The organism is Chryseobacterium sp. SIMBA_029, from assembly GCF_046535275.1.
Lineage (GTDB): Bacteria > Bacteroidota > Bacteroidia > Flavobacteriales > Weeksellaceae > Chryseobacterium.
In genome coordinates this window covers 280166-298568 of the sequence record NZ_JAWRXA010000008.1, presented here as the reverse complement: position 1 = coordinate 298568, position 18403 = coordinate 280166, and the positions used below count along the sequence as shown (strand labels likewise).

At 35.6% G+C, this 18403-nt stretch carries 10 protein-coding genes and 1 tRNA gene; 7 read left to right on the top strand and 4 right to left on the bottom strand.

Features of this window, described 5'->3' with window-relative positions:
- The 4 genes from SB679_RS16420 to SB679_RS16405 all read left to right on the top strand — a co-directional run bounded on the left by SB679_RS16420 (position 1) and on the right by SB679_RS16405 (position 8539).
- Positions 1-74: transfer RNA gene (locus SB679_RS16420), tRNA-Asp, on the top strand.
- Positions 75-780: 706 nt separating this feature from the next.
- Positions 781-5616, top strand: a complete 4836-nt coding sequence (locus tag SB679_RS16415; RefSeq protein WP_410703362.1) for a PKD domain-containing protein — start codon at positions 781-783, stop codon at positions 5614-5616.
- Positions 5617-5815: 199 nt separating this feature from the next.
- On the top strand, positions 5816-7537 hold the full coding sequence (locus tag SB679_RS16410; protein ID WP_410703361.1) for a helix-turn-helix domain-containing protein: 1722 nt from the start codon (positions 5816-5818) through the stop codon (positions 7535-7537).
- Between the two features lie 156 nt (positions 7538-7693).
- Positions 7694-8539 carry an XAC2610-related protein gene (locus SB679_RS16405; RefSeq protein WP_410703360.1) on the top strand — a complete coding sequence of 282 codons (846 nt, stop codon included), beginning with the start codon at positions 7694-7696 and terminating at the stop codon, positions 8537-8539.
- Between the two features lie 86 nt (positions 8540-8625).
- Here the strand turns inward: SB679_RS16405 and SB679_RS16400 are convergent, their stop codons facing one another.
- Positions 8626-13278 carry a T9SS type A sorting domain-containing protein gene (locus SB679_RS16400; RefSeq protein WP_410703358.1) on the bottom strand — a complete coding sequence of 1551 codons (4653 nt, stop codon included), beginning with the start codon at positions 13276-13278 and terminating at the stop codon, positions 8626-8628.
- Between the two features lie 229 nt (positions 13279-13507).
- On the opposite strand from SB679_RS16400, the gene SB679_RS16395 reads away from it, so the two are divergent.
- A complete protein-coding gene (locus SB679_RS16395; protein ID WP_410703357.1) occupies positions 13508-13834 on the top strand; it encodes a winged helix-turn-helix transcriptional regulator in 327 nt (108 codons plus the stop codon).
- A 152-nt stretch (positions 13835-13986) separates the two neighbouring features.
- Here SB679_RS16395 and SB679_RS16390 read toward each other — a convergent pair whose 3' ends face one another.
- The gene (locus SB679_RS16390; RefSeq protein ID WP_410703356.1) at positions 13987-14376 is read right to left on the bottom strand and encodes a hypothetical protein; all 390 of its coding nucleotides are present in this window, start codon (positions 14374-14376) and stop codon (positions 13987-13989) included.
- Positions 14377-14518: 142 nt separating this feature from the next.
- Here SB679_RS16390 and SB679_RS16385 point away from each other — a divergent pair, with 142 nt between their 5' ends.
- Entirely contained in the window at positions 14519-15277 is a 759-nt protein-coding gene (locus SB679_RS16385; RefSeq protein WP_410703355.1) for a response regulator transcription factor, read from the top strand.
- A 193-nt stretch (positions 15278-15470) separates the two neighbouring features.
- Positions 15471-16499 (top strand): L,D-transpeptidase, encoded by a 1029-nt coding sequence (locus SB679_RS16380; protein ID WP_410703354.1) that lies wholly within the window; start codon positions 15471-15473, stop codon positions 16497-16499.
- Here SB679_RS16380 and SB679_RS16375 read toward each other — a convergent pair.
- Positions 16492-17019, bottom strand: a complete 528-nt coding sequence (locus tag SB679_RS16375; protein WP_034710715.1) for a hypothetical protein — start codon at positions 17017-17019, stop codon at positions 16492-16494. The genes SB679_RS16380 and SB679_RS16375 overlap by 8 nt on opposite strands.
- A gap of 3 nt (positions 17020-17022) precedes the next feature.
- Positions 17023-18354, bottom strand: a complete 1332-nt coding sequence (locus SB679_RS16370; protein WP_410703353.1) for a PDZ domain-containing protein — start codon at positions 18352-18354, stop codon at positions 17023-17025.
- Positions 18355-18403: the final 49 nt, after the last annotated feature.

Here is an 18403-nt window from a genome sequence, read left to right as displayed (position 1 = left end):
GATCCGGTAGTTCAGCTGGTTAGAATGCCGCCCTGTCACGGCGGAGGTCGCGGGTTCGAGTCCCGTCCGGATCGCAACTGATCCATCAGAGTAATATAAAATGCTTTAAAACATATGTTTTAAAGCATTTTTTGTTTTATGCCGATTCAAAGAGCATTAAAAATCACAACCTGAACATAACTAAAGCTAATTCTCTAGCAAAGGCTCTTGTTTACTTACGAATTACCACAGACGGTAAATATCCGACATCAAAACAAACGTAGGGTACAACCCTTATAATGGAATTTAGCGGTATAATGTAGTATGGCTCTCAGGAAAGCGGGTAAAAGGTCTAAATACTAACCGTTACATACCTTTCTAAGACATACTCAAAAGTTTTTGAAATTGAAGGTAGAAATATATTTGATACTGTTATGCATAAAATAAGTACAAGCTTATTATACTGATTATTTTAATGTATTTACAAAAGAAAATTTCTGACAAATAATTGGTGTACGCATTCATTTTCAAATGAAGAGATCCGTTATTTTAAACACAACATTATAAATAATTCTACCATTTACTTAGAGAATCATTGGTCAACTTGACCAATTTTCCAGATTATCATTAAGACATATGTTAATAGTTTAAATTGTTCGTATTCAGTGTTTTGGATCTTTATTTTTAAAAGAAATCAAACCTCAATTTTATAAATTTGGTGAACAATATATTTTATACGCACGAGGATTTAAATAGATTTAGATAGGATAAATAAATATCTCAGTCTAAAAAATTCAGCTTATGAAAAAAAACATTTTACTTTTTCTCTTATTTTGTGCCATGCTTGTCACTGCACAAAGTCCATTATCTAAATTTACGGCTACCGCTACAGGAGCCAATACCGTAAGTTTTTCGAGTACAAGTGATGGGAATCCCACCTCATTTTCATGGGAATTTGCAGGAGGAAATCCTGCAACCTCTACAAGTTCTACTCCCAGCATCTCCTATGCGGCGGCAGGAACTTATACTGCAAAGCTTACGGTAAGCAATGCTTCGGGAAGTTCTGTTTCAACAAGAACAGTCAAAGTGACTACGGGAAACATTATTGATTTATGCACCGGCAGAAATAATGATGGTTCTCTGATGGAGGATCCTGATCCTGATCCTGATCCTGATTGGTCATATGCTGATATCAATGGAGTGGTAAGTACACCTGTTATACGTTATACATTTACAGGATGGTCTTCCGCATCTACAGGTGATGTAGCGGGTATTTCAAGATGGATAACAGGAAATAATGCCATCACAGGTTACCATGAGTATAAGAGTAAAGAAATTGAAATTCCTGCAGGAGTTACTACAGCAGTTTTAAATTTAAGATCTTTATCTTTTGTAAGGAACTGGACCTATTTAGTAAAAAAGAATACTGACGGAACTGAAACGGAGACACAAATTACCCTGACAACATACATGAGTGATGGTGCAAAGGGGTGGCTTAACTCCAGAAGCCCTGAAGTTATCAATTATCCTTTATCTCCCGGAAAATACTATATAAAGGTAAAATTATATACCAATAATGGTTCGCAAAGACAAGCAATAGATGTGAATGCCAATGTAAACTTTGGTTACGGCTTTACATTTTCTCCACTTGCTGAATTCTCTGCTGCCCCAACTTCTACCACTGTTGGCAGTAATGTACAATTTACAAACCTTTCACAAGGAACACCTTCATCAGTATTATGGAATTTTGAAGACGGAACCAATGTACTCACCTCCACACTAAATAATCCGGCTATAGCTTTTTCTACCGTGGGCAGTCACTATGCGGAACTGAATGCAGACTATGGCAGTAGTTTAGTTTCTTCATTAAAAATCAATAATTATATACAAACCATCCAAATGGATGCTCCAACAGCTGTTGCTACACAGCCTTCATGCAGTATTCCGAGCGGATCTATTACGGTTACCTCTCCAAATACGGGGGTGACTTATAGTTTTGATAATGGTAATAGTTTTCAATCTTTGAATATGATTTCCGGTTTAGCTTCAGGAACCTATCTGGTGAAAGTGAAAAATACACAAGGTGCTGTTTCAGATGCAACAAGTGTTACTATCAACCAGGCTCCTGCTGTTCCAAATACACCGGTATTTACGATTGTACAGCCTGCATGCCTTACCAATACAGGCAGCATTACTATAGCTTCTCCTGCTTCAGGAGTAGAGTATAGTTTTGATGGAGGAGTAACTTATCAGACTTCTAATGTGAAAACGGGTCTTGCAGCAGGAACTTATGCCATTATGGTAAAGAGTGCTAATGGCTGTACAGCTTTTGCATCAGCAGTTATAAATTCAGTAGACTGCAGGGATTGGACTTTAGCTCCTAACTCTTATATTTTTACAGGAAAAGACCAAAATAATAATGAGGTAGACGGTATTTATATTCCCGTGAAAAAGGCGTACACGATGTGGAACAGCACAACTAATCTTATTGCCGGAAATCCTATTCCGAGTGGAACTGTAACAGCGGATGTACTTTGGGAAGATGTTCATGGTTTAATAAAAACTGGGGAGAATTATGCTTTAGACATAATAGGAACAGGAACAGAGGCCAGAATAAAAGTACCTGTTAATAAAGCTAAAAAAGGAAATGCGGTTGTTACCTATAAAATAAATGGAGAAACGTATTGGTCCTGGCATATCTGGGTGACGGACGACCCCACTAACGGATCAACTTATAAGAGTTATACAGCTGTGCAGAGACAATTAAAAAATGGGACTCTGGAAGATATTCCTAATTCAGATTGGGGATGGATGGACAGAAATCTGGGTGCCATTGGTAATTCTATGACAGGAACCAACTGGAATAAGAATGGAGGTCTTCTGTATCAATGGGGGCGAAAAGATCCATTCCCTGCATTAGTGGCCAAAGGAGATGATTTTTATGAAGTTACAGGCTCTATCGGGAAAAGAGTAAGACACTTTGATGCTCATGAAACCAATCAATGGGTCGGTACTTCACTTGATGAGTTGGAAAAACGTGTAAAACTGCAGGATGCCAGCGTAAAAAACAATATTCAGCTCTCTATAAGAAATCCGTTGAGTTTGATTTATATCCAAAATAATAATGATAGTAATCAGGCGTTTTATAACAATAATCTAGACCTTCCCTATAATTGGTTTGGAACTTCTTCATCACTTACAGCAGAAAGGTTGGGAGAACTGAACTTATGGTCGGATAATTCTCAAGGGCAGATTACCCCTTCGAATTATAACTTTAATTCTCAAAAAAGACCTTATAAGAATAAATCATCTTATGACCCATGTCCTAATGGATGGAGAATACCGTCTATGCTGGTGGCTAACCTTGGAAACTATAGCTATATAGATGATGTGAGAATTGATTATTCCCCGTTTGGAATCAATCCAAATGCAGGAACTACTTATAATACGATGCCAAAAACGATACTGCCGTCTAATGCTAATATGCCGGCATATATGCAGAACTTCAGAATATATCCTCAAACAGGTTTTGATATGAGGAATATTTCAGGAAATAATTTAGGTATTTTTCCTGGTACAGGTAATGTATACGCTTATAATTCAGAATATACGGATGGACATGAAACTTATCTTTGGACCGCAACGATGTCCAGATGGTATGATGTTACCCCTTCAACAGTAGCAAGAAGTTTAAGATTATTACCTGATGCAGGGCAGTATATCAATAATTACCGTCCGGACGCCACTAACTTCCCAACTGTATGGGGGAGATATGAATACTATCCATTATGGAAAAATCAGACTTCAGAAGGATTGGCATGCAGATGTATCAAAGATCCTTTGTTTGTTAAAAACGAGTATGATTTTCCAACAACACCATCAGATTATTTTATTGAAGATACTCCAAAATATAGTGAAGGATTATATAATCCGAATACTTATCAGCTTGTGATGAGCAGTGGAGTACAAGAGCAGCAGATACCTGTAAGCAAAGCTTTTTCTGCTCAAAGTCAGCTATTAGGCAATCCTGATATTTTGAAAAGTGAAAACTTCAATAATTTAAAAGCGAATGTTTTATGGACGACTAATACCAATCTGATCCAAAGTGTTGCAATGAGTGGCAACGTAGCTTCATTAGCAGATATTTCCGGTACAAATCTTATCGTAAAAATTAAGCCAAACGAATCTGGAAATGCAGTGGTGACCTTACATAATGGCAGTATTACGAATCCTGTATATTGGAGCTGGCATATTTGGGTGACGAAGTCGCCTATAGCTACTATTGATCCTTATACAACTGATCAGCCTATAGCAGCAGCTGTTAATTATGTTAATTATGTCAAAAAAGGAACTGTATTACAGACAGAGTTTATGGACCGTAACCTGGGAGCAGAAGAGGCTTTCCCGACAGTTGTCACTCCATCTTCACCAGACACGGAAGAATTAAAGAAAATTAAATTATCAGGAGGAATGCAGTATCAGTGGGGAAGAAAAGATCCTATTCCTCCGTTTGTAAGCCCTGATGGAACGGCATATGATATCTATTTAGGAAACGTGAATGCAGACGGCAGTATAAGTTATTCTGTTCTTAACAGTGGTACTTATAACAATGCGAGTGGAAATTACATCATTCCTTATAATACGTATACGAATACATCCAATGCTAACCTAGCAGCAACAGACAAGATCAGTACAAAAGTAAGTAAGGTGCTTTCTTACTCCGTTAAAAATCCTTTGGTATTTATGGTCCCAAGTAATTTTGCCCCGATCTTTAATAATAATAAAAACTACACTAACGGGTCAGACTGGTTATCCAACGAAACCAACATAGGAGCAGACCGATGGGGAAGAGCCGATAAAAAGTCACCGTTCGATCCATGTCCGGCTGGATGGAGAATCCCTGATGTAGCTTCTGTATCATCTAGTGTCCAATTCAGTAATTTTCCATGGGGTAAAAAAGATGTAAATGAAATGGAGGCTCAAAACGTTAGTGTGTATGGAGGAGCTCGTGTTGGAAACGGGCTGGGCTACCAGTTTAATAATAGCACTTATAAAATTGGAAATTATCCTTTTATCGGAATCAGAGGGTATAGAGATATCCTTAAAAATGCGAATGAAGGAGGAACTCCGGATTACACCAAACTCCAATCAGCATTGGCAGGTATCTGGACGGCTTCTTTAAATTCAAACTATTATGGACGGGCCAATAATATGCTGATCAGCAGAGCAGATAATATTTTAATTCCTCATAACGATTGGGCAGATCCCTATTTTGGAATGAATTGCCGTTGTGTAAAAGTAAGATATGATGGTAATGAAGAACAGGGTGCTATACAGGCTCTTCCTGTAACACAAAACACAGGCAAACAGGCTGTAAATACTTTTATGAAAAAAGAAATTGAACAAAAAGTAATTACAGATAAACTGGTACTTTATCCTATACCGGTACATACAATATTGTATATAGATGCCAAAGATGATAAAGATTACTATTACCAGATTTATAATATGTCTGGGCAGCTTGTGAAAACAGGTAAATTCGAAAATAAGCAGATGAATGTGTCTTCTTTAATTTCCGGGGCTTATCTGATCAGAATTAATGATTCTGAAGCGGTTGTAAAAATGATTAAAGAATAGCCTAAGGGTAATTACAACTCAATTTACATTTTACAAAAATAACCTCTGCAAATTGCAGGGGTTATTTTATGAGATGTATGATGATAAAAGTTATTAGATTGAAGATAATTTACAGAGTAAATAACACTTGTATTTACATGTATTCAGGACGTAAATTTATATTAGATTTGCAAAAAGCTAATTAAACACAGAACACAAAATGATTTCAACAAAAAAGATAGTAATTATCTTCCTATGTTTATTTATAAAAATATTTCCTCAAAACTCATTTTCTGAAAAAGAATCCATAAAAATAGACAGTCTGATCAAAAAAAATCAATGGGATTTAGTGCATTTACGGCTGCTTAATGAAAATTTAAAATTTAAAAGAATATCAAAGTACAGTTTACAATATCACTTATTAATTAAGCTGGACTCGGCCTCTGTGCTATATAAACAAGGGAAATATCTTGAAGCGAAAAAGGCGGTATTGTTATCTTTAGATCAGGTAGAGATTAGTAAAAATAATTTAACTGTATTACAATATGAGGGATTAAAGCATATTGGCATAACAAGATTATTTTATATTGAAAAGAGATTAGGTGACATTTCACAGGGATTGAAATATTTAAATGCTTTCTCAGAGGGAATGAGTATAGTTTATAAGAAAAAACAAATCATTTTTTATGCCGTCGCACATGCAGAATTAGGAAATTATAAAAAAAGTATTGAACTGCTCAACAGGCATTTAAAAGATATCTATTCTGATTCAAAAAATTCCTTATACAGAGGTTTTCTTAAAAATGAAGAAATTGCATCAACCTATAATACTATTGGAGATACGTTTATTAAATGGTATAAAGACACGGGTAATGAAAAACTATTAGATTCTGCCCATCATCATTATGAAAATGCCTACAGAATAATGAAAAGCCTTCCGGACTTTTGTGTATACTCAAAAGCATTATTTATGTGCCGGGAGGCTAATATCGAATTGTTGAAAAAACAATACAAAAATTCATTATTGCTCTATAATATATGTGAAAAAGATTCAGTATTAATGGATAAAAATTTCTCCCGGGAAACGGTTTGGCTGGGAAAGGCTGAAATATATACTTTTCTTAAAAAACCTGATTCCGCTTTTTATTATATTAACAAAATTTTTAATAAAAAATTACCTGTAAAGTGCACGTATGAGAATAAATTAAAAATTTACCATTTGTTAAGTATAAACTATGAAAATAGTAATGATAATAAGAATGCATACAAATTTGCCAAACTAAGTCTCGCTGAAATAAATAAAAAAAATATTCAGGCTCATTCCGGAAATAATTTTCTTGGAACCTATGAAAAATCAGAGATTAAATATGCTTCTGAAGAGATGATAAAAAAAAACAGGAGGAATACATTTTTATTGGTAGTGCTTATAACATTCATTTTTATCTCGGCTATTTTTTATATAAGATATTACTATAATAAAAGGAAAAACAGAATTTTTGTAGAATTTCAGAAGAAAATAGAGGAAAAAAGTAATGTTCCTATTCAATCCGTTGCCCTCGAAATGCATGAAAATTTAACAGTAGTTATTGAGGATAAGTTAGTTGATCGTATTCTTAAAAATCTGGATATGCTTGAATCAAAGAAAAAATTTTTATCAAACAATTTTAAACTTGCGGGGATTGCCAAACAGCTCGATACGAATACAGCTTATTTGTCTAAAATAATCAATGAGCGTAAGGGAATGTCTTTTTCAGAGTATGTAAATGATCTTCGGATAAATTATTTATTGGTAGAATTACAGCACAATCCAACATTCCGTAAATATACTATTCAAGCTATATCTGAAGAAATCGGCTATAAAAGTACGACTACTTTTATTAAAGCATTTAAAGACAGAATCAAAATGACACCATCAGAATATATTAAGAACTTAAATAATTAACAGACATTCAAAAAGAGAAGCTATCTTATGACTCACAAAGTCATTTTCGAAGCATATAATATTTGAAGCTATGCCATTTTTTAGTGATTATTCTATTTTTAATTTTAATATTGTAGTACAACATTTCTTGAAATTAATTTGATTAATAATCCGTCGATGATGAAAAAATTACTGCTGATTTATATTGTTATGATGTCCGTTTTTACCAAAGCGCAGCCATTTACCTTAAAATCTGTTGGGGAACCTAAGGAATTCAGCCTGCAAATATATTATGGAAGAGCCGGAAAAGGGGCGTTTGTACAGTATAAAGGTCAGAAAGGGATCATTCCTCTAAAAATAAAAAGTGTGACAATTGACAGTACGGGCCGGAGCGACGGACAACCCGATTTTACCTCTTATGTCTGGGATGAAATGGCAGATGGAAAAGTGAATGGAACTTACCGTTTAATGGAAGGACTTCGCCAGATTTCGGATGTGAGTTATGAGCGAAAAAAAGACGGCAAAAAGTTTAAACTGGTCATGACCGAAGATAAAAAGGACGCATATGACGGTGTGAATAAATATTTTCTGAATGGAGTGATGATTTCTTTCAATCATTTTTACAACGATGATCTCAGCTTTAAATATGCTGACGGAACTTATTTTAAAACCGTTTTACCTTCAATTGACAATCCTGATGCGGCAAGACAAAGTATCATAGATGATTATAATTTTGATGGCTACGATGATGTAGCATTTTCAATTCCCGATGCCGGAATGGGAGTGTACAGAATGTTTACCATATGGCTGTATAATCCTGCGGTCAAACGATTTGAAGAGTTAAAGGAACCAGATTATTCCCAATCACAATGTTCGTGTCTGTGTGATGTGTCAATAGATAAGAGTAAAAAGCTCTTGAATACCGGATGTAGGGGAGGAGCAAGATGGTGGCAGGATACTTACCGTTTCGGCAAAAATGGAACACTGAAATGGGTTCACTCAAAAGAAGAAACAGAGAAATAGCTAAACGAAAAAATTATTTCTCCATAAAAAAGCCCCCAAAAGTATCTAACTTTTGGGGGCAATTTATTTGATGATTTTTTTAAAATCTATTGTTTATTAATTTTTACTATCGTTTCAGAATTGTTAATTCTTATCAGATACGTTCCAATCAATAATGAAGAAATATCTGTCTGTTTATCAGTAAACTTACCTTCTTTCACAAGCTGGCCAGACATATTGTAAATTTGATAGTAATACTCCTTGTCATCTTTTGCATCGATATGTAGAATATCTTTTACAGGATTAGGATATAAAACTAGCTTATCATCTTTTACTTTTTCTTCTATCACGGCTTTGCTAAAAGCCTGTTTGGCTTGAACCCCTGTATTTTGTGTTACAGGAATACCTGGCAACGGACCTCTCGGCACGCCATTATCTTCCTGTTTTACACACCTGCAGCTCATAGCTGCATAAGGGTCTACATCTGTATTTTTTACATTAATTCTACCAAAAGTATCAAAATACATATAAGTACCTCTTCCTGTCATTTCACCGTTTAAGTTAGCATACCAGATTCCTCCTGTTTGACCAATATTTGCGTTTAATGTCGATGAAGGCGGATACATCACACTTCTACTAGCTCTGCTTAAACTTTTAGGATAATTCCCTATATTGTATAAACTGTTATTAAATGCATATCCTACTGTTTTACCATAAATGCTTTGGGTTGGACTCCAAATTACACTATAAAAAGGAGCTCCATAATAACCAGCTTCAGTATTATTAACAGCTGTGAGAGCTTCAGGGTAACTTTTAAAACTCCAAGGAGAAGTTTTTGTTGTGCCTTTACCAAGAACCTCCGGGATTCTCCAACCAGTCGGGCAAGGATCAAATACTGATTTTTTACCGCCAAAGCCCCATCTTTCATCATATAGATTATGGTATTTAGTATCAAACAACCAATCTGAAGCAAGATTGTAATGAGGATAATTAGCTCCACGATTTGGATATATAGTGGTTGGCATCATAAATTTCAGAGGGTTTGCTGCAGAATATCGCAATATTTTTTCTATTCTCACATCTATTTTATCTGCTGCATTAATGCTGCTTTTATAGGTGTCATAATTCACTATATTGGTCGAATTATAAGTAGTTCCCGTTAGGGTAGAATACGTTACAGCACCATTATTTGCAGTACTGCCTAAAAACACATTATATGTAGAACCACTTATATTAGTGAATATAGGTAAAGGGTCCTTTCTTCCCCATTGGTAATGTAACCCTTGTGAATTGTTAAGTTGGTTCACCTGTGCTGCTACAGTTGGATCGTAATAACTTGGTGTAGCATCAATTGCTCCTAAATTTCTATCCATAATGGTTGTTTTCATTATAGTTCCATATTGCGTATAATTCATGTAATTATCAGTAGTAATAGGCGCATCATTTACATAGGTAAGAGAACTAGTTGGAGTATTAGTTACCCAAACATGCCAGCTCCAGTACACAGGGTTATTTATTGAGCCATTGTGAAGGGTAACTATAGCATTTCCGGCTTTGCCAGCATTTACCTTCACATTGATATTAGCATCTTTAGAAGACGGATTATCTATGGTTAATTGAGTGATCAAACCATTATTATCGGTCCAGAGTACATTCGCTTTTAAATCATTAAAACTTGCAGCGTTTAAAATCTGAGTATTCCCTAAATAATTACTTTGTACAGAAAAAGCTTTACTCACCGGTATTGAAATTATCTGATCTGTAGTAGATTGTGTAACCACATAGCTGTTAGGGTTATCTAATCCCGTTTTGTAAGTTTCAATTTCACTAAAAAATTTAGTTTCGAAATCGTAATTATTTTTTGTAAATAATGGGTCTTTAATACATCTGCACGCATGTGCGTTATTAGTCGGGTAATCATCGGCAGGTTTATAACTATACAAACCATATACATTAGGGTAATTAGTTGCGTCCGGTTGATATCCATTTACGATCTGATCTGAAGACGGAATTAATCTTAATGCACTGGCTACTGATGAATAACCTCCAAAGGTAGTCATCGTTGCAGTCCATAAATACGTTTCAAGCTGGTCTGTAAATGCTGCCTTAGTATGATATCTTCCATCTCCACTTTTTCCTCTTCCTATCCAACCCGTTCCCGGAAATATACCGATGTTATTACCTCCTACATTAGTCATATCAAAACCAACCTGAGGATATACTTTTATACCTGCAAGATAGGGTTTCAGATTTGATAATCCCGGACGAATATTTGAAATTGAACCGTCTGGTTGAGTTCCATTCAAAGCTGAAAGTGGGCTATTTACTTTAGGGCCGAAAGGGGTAAAATCCATCCTTACATTTTTTGTTGCCGATGCCACTAAAACTGAAGGTAGTCTCCATCCGTTAGGGCATGGATCATAAGAAGATTTATTTCTATATGGTTGTGGAACTGCAATATCTGTTGCTTCTATTCCTTTGGAATTATCTGACCATAAATTAACTTTACTTAATTCGCCGGTTTGCAGTCCTGGTACTTGCCCAAACCAATTGTAATAGTACGGAAGACCACTAGCAGTACCATATGTGGAAGGGGTAGAAGTACCATCATCATTTACATAGATTAAACTTAAAGGATTTTTTACCGATGCTCTGATATTGTCTGTTATATTGGCTGTGGATTTATTGGTATAAAGTCTTAAATCATAAAAGTTTTTATAATCACTAAATGGAGTGTTTGCGAATTGTTGTAGCCTTGGTATTGCCTCATTATATATAATTTTCCCCATACTTCCGGTTACCTGATAATAGTTGTCGTCATTAGTGGTTAACGAAGGAAAAGGATCTTTTCTGCCCCACTGATACATAAGACCACCGCTTCTATTCCAGCCATCGCCGTTAAGAGATCCCCCTAAAGCACCAAGATTTCTATCCATCCATCCCCATTCAGAATTAGGAATAGTTTCTACGGTACCGTTACTTAATTCTCTTTTTACATCATCATAACTTTTATACGTGGAACCGTTGGTGGGATCATCAGTCACCCATACATGCCAAGACCAGAAAACCACGCCGTTTACTTTATAAGCTATGACGGCATTTCCTTCTTTTACTTTATTTACAGGTACTTTTATTTCTGCATTGGCATCAGTCCCTATAATATCTAAAGTGTAATTTTCTTTAGATTTTATCAGTCCCATATTATCTTCCCATAATACATCAGCAGTGATGGCTCCGGCAGGCAGATCCTGGCCTTTCATATAACTTCCGTTTTTCCACATTTCGTATGCTTTTTTTACGGGAATATATAATCCGTCTACATTATTGCCATTTTTATCTTTTCCTGTGAAAATATAAGAGTTAGGAGCTTTAGTCCAGTCTTTTACGGTATCATCAGGCTGTGCTCCGGCATTAATCGCAACGCATCCGCTTGAACAATCTGTTGAATCATATGCTGTTGAATTTCCAAAAACACCTACGTACTTTATAAATTTTTTGATCTCAGCTTCTACTTCCAGAAGCGGTCTCATCGGACCGTTCCAGTCAGCCTGCACCTTTCTGTTTCTGATGGCTCCTATTCCATATAATGAAGCTTTAGAAGTATTACTCAATGAGAAATTTTCAGATCCGGGTCCTCTCTGTTTTTCATACAAAGGAGGGTAACCGAAATCATTTACTGTATTATAATTGCTTAATGCATTGACAGTAATATATTGGCCGGTAGATTTGTATACTCTGAAACCTGTTATTTTGCTTACAACAATTACTACAGGTTCCTGATCCGCAATGATGTCGGTCAGTTTTTCGTTGATGTAATTGTAAAGGTTGTAATACCTGTTAACTAAAGCATTAGGATTTGTAAAATCTAAATATCCTCTGCCCCAGGGTTCTCCGCCCTCTTCAGGAGGTAAAAACCAGTTACTGAAGTTAATAAAGAAACCAGAACTTGAAAACTTACCCGCAAACACATAAACAGGGTCATGATAAGAAAATTCAAAAGGGCTCGTATCGCTACCCTGATAGATATATTTCTGTGAACTGACAATCGTACCGAGATTATTAGGATTTTCAATGTTGATCACAGGTGCATTGGCATTCGTGTTATCCAATGTACCGTTTGCATTGACTGATAAAACAATATCATCCAGTTTCTTATACAAATGCTGTGATTTTACCCTGTCTCTTACTCCTGAAACACTTCCATCTGTATTATATAAAACGGTACCGCTTTTTTTAGGCGTAAATAAAATAGTATACTCATTCTCATCCAGTTCACAGTTGCCTGCCGAATAATCTCCAAACTTGTAATGCGTTACAGTTTTATTCCATGTGACATTGGAGAAATTATTTGAATCCGAACTTAGTTGTACTTTGAGATTGTATGGACTCTGAAGTGATGCCGGAAGCTCAAAAGTAGCATTAAGATTTTCATTATACTGACTGGAAGAGTATAAAGTTTTACACCAGGCGGTGATCCATTCTCCCTGGGTATTCTGATACTTTACAGAAATGAGAATGTCACTGTCTGTAACAGGTTTTACGAGCTGGCCGCTCATTACAACCGCTCCTTTTTCATTCACGTTTTGTGAAATCACGATAAGGGGATCCAGATCAAAGGTGTAAGTCGTTACCGGAATAACGCTTTCCAATATAGGACGATCATGATAGAGCCGCAGGCTCGTATCACCTCGTGATGAAGCATAGACTGAGGTAATAGAGCATATTACCATCAAAGTCGATAATAAAGGTTTTTTTTTCATACGCATGTTTTTTGTTAGTTAGTATGTATGTTTAAGAATAATTGATAATCAAATCTCACAGTATTGCAGGCTTGCAATCAGTGTAAATTAGAAAATACAATAAAAGGTGTTTTTTTTATAGAGGATGGTTATTAAGTTTTTTTGTGTTTTTTTAATAAATATAGTGTGAGATTATATTTATTAATAATGGTTATTTTTGCAAAAATACAAGGTTAAAAAAAAACACACAATGAGTCAGAAAAATGTGACTGCTAAAACTGTAGCCGATACTACGGAAATTTGCCCTGCCCAAAAGCTTTTAAGATTACTCTCCGGAAAATTAAAACCTGAAATATTCTGCCTTGCAGCTAAATCTAACCTGCGATTCAGCAGTTTGTTACGGGAAATAGAGGGTTCTAATAAACAATCATTATCAATTGCATTAAAAGAAATGCAGGAAACCGATTTATTAGAGAAGGTTGTTATTAAGCAAAAACCCCTGCATATAGAATATTATCTTACTGAAAAAGGAAAAGCATTGCTTCCTGTTTTCCAGCAGTTGGAGGGTTTGCTGTAATGAAATAAATTTCTGAAAAGTTCTTTTTCCGGATTCACTCAAAAGAAACAAGCTTACAAATCGGACATAAAAAAATTACTATCCTGGCGGATAGTAATAACGATAATCAAAGTACTGATATGGAGTTTCAATCTGTGTTTTATTTTTGAACTCTATTTTTTAGCGATAGTATTGCTTACCGCTGCTTTAATTCGACCGCTGTTATTTAAAATTTTCAATTTGAAAAGAGTTTCATGATCAGAATTGTTAACAACCTGCAATTTATTTTTAAAATTGATCTTGGTCACCACTGAATCATTCTTAGGAATCTCTTTTATTTCATCGTTAAGGGCTATGTACTGTAGAACATCTGTCATGGAAGGATTGTAAAGGACTACGTTCAGATTTTCTTTTGATGAATTTTTCACGGTCAAATTCTTTTGAGCTGGGATCATCCATTGATTACGGTACATATGTCTTCCTCTTTCTAATGAAAAGGAGTATAAAATAAGAATCAGTACTCCGAAGAGGAATGTTAAGGGATAAAAATAAGGAGTTTTCATGGTTATAAGTGATGTAGATTAATCTTGTTTATTTTTTTGTAAAGGTATAATCGTCCCTATTGGAAAGCGCTACACTTTTGTGTAGATTTGCCGTACAGCAATTAAAACTACACTTTAGGGTAGTCTCTTTTTTGATAGATCTATGGAAGAAATAAAAAGATTCTTTAACGATAAAAATGAAGTCAGCAGCAACGCGGAAATTGATTTTGGACAAACCAATGATTATTTGGAAATCGTCAAAGCATTTTCAAGAATAACCTATCAGAGCATATACATTATAGATTATCAGAAAAAATCTTTTGAATACGTATCCGATAATCCTTTATTTCTTTGCGGAAAATCAGCTGAAGAGGTAAAGGAACTTGGCTATGGATTTTACTTCCAGTTTGTGAAACCAGAAGATCTGGAAATGCTGATTAAAATTAACGAAGAAGGTTTTGAATTTTATGAAAAACTGCCCGTTGAAGAAAGAAAGCAGTATAGTATTTCATATGATTTTCACATCATTAATGAGAAAAAGAATGCTGTATTGATTAATCATAAGCTTACTCCGGTATTCCTTACCAAGGACGGAAAAATATGGATGGCCATGTGCATTGTCTCGTTGTCTAACGGCAGTACAGCAGGAAATATGTTGATAAGTAAAGACGGTTCTGATGAGATCTGGAGATATGATCTTGTTGTCCAGAAATGGGAGCAGGAAGAAAAAATAAAGCTTTCACAAAGAGAATATGAAATCCTGAGCTTGTATGCCAGCGGATTAACGATTAATGAAATTGCCGGAAAATTGTTTATTACTTCAGATACGGTAAAATTCCACCGAAAAAAACTCTTTGAAAGAATTGGTACCAACAATATTGCAGAGGCGCTTGCCTATGCAAAAACAAATAAATTACTATAAAAAGATACCACTGAAATCTTACATTTTTGTCGTCTTTACTCCTGATTTTTTATAAAGACGATGGAAAAAGCGCCTGATAGGCTTGGGATGGGAGTATCCGGGTTTTTACGGTATTTGTAACAATAGTTTTGATGATTCAATTTTAGGTCTGATATTTGTAGTGGATAGCGAAACTAAACGGCCTATTCTATTTATGAAAAACATAGTTGTTAAAAAATCATTTTTGTATACCTGCGTGCTTGCATTATTCATGGTTTCATGTAAGAAAGAAATTGAAAAAGTAAGCGATACATTTAAAGATACTACTTCTTCATCAGAAGCTCCGGTTGCTGAAAAAGATTCAGTAAAAAAAGATTCAGTTGTACAAAAAGAATCTGTTCCGCCGGCCATGCAGGAAAATGGCTTCTATAATGCTTTTATTTTACCGAAAGATAAAAAAATGCGGGATTCTGTATATGCAGAATTCAGTAAAAAATATAATGAACGCGAACGTTATGCAATTCTGGCTTTAAACAGATTGGATTCAAAGAATAAATGGAATGCTGATACATTAGTGGTTCCTGCCAAAATAGATACCACATTGATGGAATATTCTCCTTTTCCCATGCAGCTTGATATATTGAGTGGCGTGAAGAAGTTTGTGATTTTTTCCTATCCAATTCAGGCGTACGGAGTATATTCTAACGGAAGTCTTGTGAAATGGGGACCTACCAGTATGGGTAAAAAAGCGGCTCAGACAACGAGAGGTCTTACGTTCGCCAACTGGAAAAAGAAATTGTCTATCTCTACCGTAAGTACCGAATGGAAACTTCCTTATAACTTTAATATCCACAATATAGGAGGAATTGGCTGGCACCAGTATGATCTGCCCGGTTACCCGGCCTCACATTCATGTTTAAGGTTGCTGATGAAAGATGCGCAATGGCTGTATTCTTATGCAGATACCTGGATCCTGAATCCTGGTGGAGCTACCACAAAAGCAAAAGGAACTCCGGTAATGGTCTTTGGAGATTATAAATGGGGGGGGAGAAAGCCGTGGAAAAAACTGTTAGATGATCCCAATGCCAATAATATCTCTGTTGAAGAAATGACGAAGCTTCTGCAGCCGAATATCGACAAAATGATCAAAGAACAGGATAACAGAGAAAAAGTGGCAGATTCCATTAAAACAGCAAAAGCAAGTGCTGCACCTGTGCAAAATGAAGAACTTCCTGCTAATTAATTTTCTTTTCAAACTGCAGGGTAGATTCCTCAGCGAATCTCCTTAATTTAAGCATTTCCTCTTTTCCTTTATGTTGCCCGAATCTTGCGGCGATATACGTGAGGAGAATACAAAATAACATCACAAAAGAAGCGTTGAGAGCCCACGGGAACTCGGCGCTTTTTATTTGTTTTTCCACGTAGTACATTGTGAAAAAAACCATCCAGAAAATAGAAAAAGAAAAATACAGGAACATGAAAAACGTCCAGACGGCAGAACTGGGACCAAATACACCCCGTATCGTCGTATGTTCATCCTCAATTTCTATGCGTAAAGACAATCTGGGTTTCGAATAATTGTCATAAGGCGTTTCTACCCAGATCGTAGCGATTTCTTTATTGATATTGCCTGCAAATTCATCTTTGTGTGCAGCAAGGTATTTCTTTAAATTTTCGGCATACTCTTCCTTAGTCAGATGCGTAAGCATTTTGAATCTTGGACGGGTCCTTATCTTATCTAAAGTAGTTTCTTCTGTTTTCATATGTTATTCTTGATAGGGAATAGGATCTTCTAATGCAAAGCTTAGCGTTAGTTTTTCAGTTTTTCGTTGAATAACCATCGTTATATTTCTTCCTTCATCAGACTTCATCAGTTCAATGATTTTTTCCAACGTCATATCAGAAGTTTTATTTCCGTTGATGGTTAGGATCTGATCACCTTTTTTAAAACCGGACTTATCTGCGGGAGAATCTTTTCTTACTCCTGAAATAGAAAATACAGGTTTAAGGACAAATTTATACTGAAGACTGTTTTTGTTATTGCTGTTCATCAGATCATTGGATGTTCCGGGAATCTGGCTTGTTTCTATTCTTACCACATCCTGTTCCCACTGCAGGCCATCCTGCTGGAAATCCAGACCACTCATATTAAAATGAAACGAATCATTAAAGTTTTTATTTCTTTTCAAATAAAGCTTTTCGTGAGTATAATCAAAAACTGTTGTGAAACGTCTTATAATTTCACCTCCTACAGAACCTTTCCTGTCTTCCACCAGGTTCACATGCTGGATAGAAAACTCATCAGGCATTGCGGTAAGCGGTTTTTCAAATTTGAAACTGCCCAGATAAAAATTGTGGATCCTGCTTCTTTTCCCGTAAATATCTCCATTGAATCCGCGGCCCAGAAAATCATCAATATTGGGACGGTTGTACACGAAATCTTTAATTAAAGCAGGGAAAAGCCAGATTGGGTCGCTGTTTCCAAGATCAACCAGTAATTTTGAACTTTTCTTTTCATTGGTCATCTCTATTCCGGCGTAAAGATAGGGTTTGCTTTTTTCAATCGTTAAAGGAATTTCTTCAAATCTTTTAACCTTTTTTTTAAACAGTTCAAAATCCTCATACACTGTTATTTTTTTTGCCGTATAATCGATGAGGACAGGATGATTTTTGAAAAAATGATATCCGATAACCCCGTTTACAGGAATTCCTACATGTGAAGAGATATTGAATTCCTGATCCAGGATAATATAGGCAGAAAGAGAAGTGTTGATCATATGATCACCGATCCGGGCTACATTTCTTACCGATTTATAGCCGTCAAAGCTTACGTCTCCTCCCAATCCGGAAAATTTTATTTTTTCAATATTTCCGAGTTTGATTTCTTTATTGTCTAAGCTGAAAAGCAAGGTTTCCGATGCTCCGGTATCCAGAAGAAAGGTCAGTTCAGCACCATTGATGGTGATAGGAATGAAAATCAGATTATTAATAAGTTTAAAAGGAATGATCACTTTTTTGGCATCTTTGATTTCAAAAATATTTTGAGCATTCATTACAATGCTTATCAAAAATGCCAATAAAAAAACCTTGAATTTCATCTACTGAATATAGCGATTTATTTCGCATATTCCATGAAAAACATCATCA